This window comes from Tepidiphilus sp. HLB4, from assembly GCF_054823945.1.
In genome coordinates, this window is the sequence record NZ_JSYB01000099.1 from 1 (window position 1) to 775 (window position 775).

Here is a 775-nt window from a genome sequence, read left to right on the forward strand (position 1 = left end):
ATTTACAGAAAGGATGGTACACAACCGGAGAATCCCGCAACCATCCCGACCGTGCACGGGCTTGCGCTGGCGGTGGCGCTCGGCGCGCTCGCCGCCAAGGAACTCCTCTTCCGCTACATGCTCGCCGTCGCCGAGCGCGTGCGCTCCAGCCTGCTGGTGGCCAACGCCTGGCACGCCCGCTCGGACGCCGCCTCCTCGCTCGTCGTTGCCATCGGCATCGGTGGCAACCTTCTGGGCGTGACCCTGCTCGACCCCATCGCCGCCCTGATCGTGGGCCTGATGATCGTCAAAATGGGCTGGGGCTTTACCCGCGACGCCTTCCACGACCTCACCGACCGTGCGGTGAACGAGGAACAGGCCGCAGCAATCGCCGCCGAGATCCTCGCCATCCCCGGCGTGCGCGGCATCCACGACCTGCGCACCCGCAAGACCGGCGACATGATCGTGGCCGACGTCCACCTCGAAATCGACGGGCACCTCACGGTGGCCGAGGGGCACGAAATCGCCAAGCGCGTCGTCGCCACCGTCAAGGCACGCCACCCCGTGCTGCACCTGACCACGCACGTCGATCCGGTGTAGGGCCATCCTGCCTCTCCGCCGCCACCCAAATCCATGCTCTGAACGGACGGATGAAGACGGCCTGCCGGACCCGCAGGACCGACAGGCCATCATCGACTACCTCACGACGCTACGCTGATGCGCTCCTCACTTGAACGGATCGGGGCGCGGCGTGTTCGGACCGGAGGGCGGCAGCAGCGGCAAAGGCATCTGCGGC

Annotated in this window: 1 protein-coding gene; it reads left to right on the forward strand. The window is 67.5% G+C overall.

Features of this window, described 5'->3' with window-relative positions; all coding sequences use genetic code 11:
* Positions 1–579: cation diffusion facilitator family transporter (locus tag OA56_RS11055; RefSeq protein WP_461585320.1), on the forward strand; the 579-nt coding region annotated here is incomplete at its 5' end.
* Between the last annotated feature and the right edge of the window lie 196 nt (positions 580–775).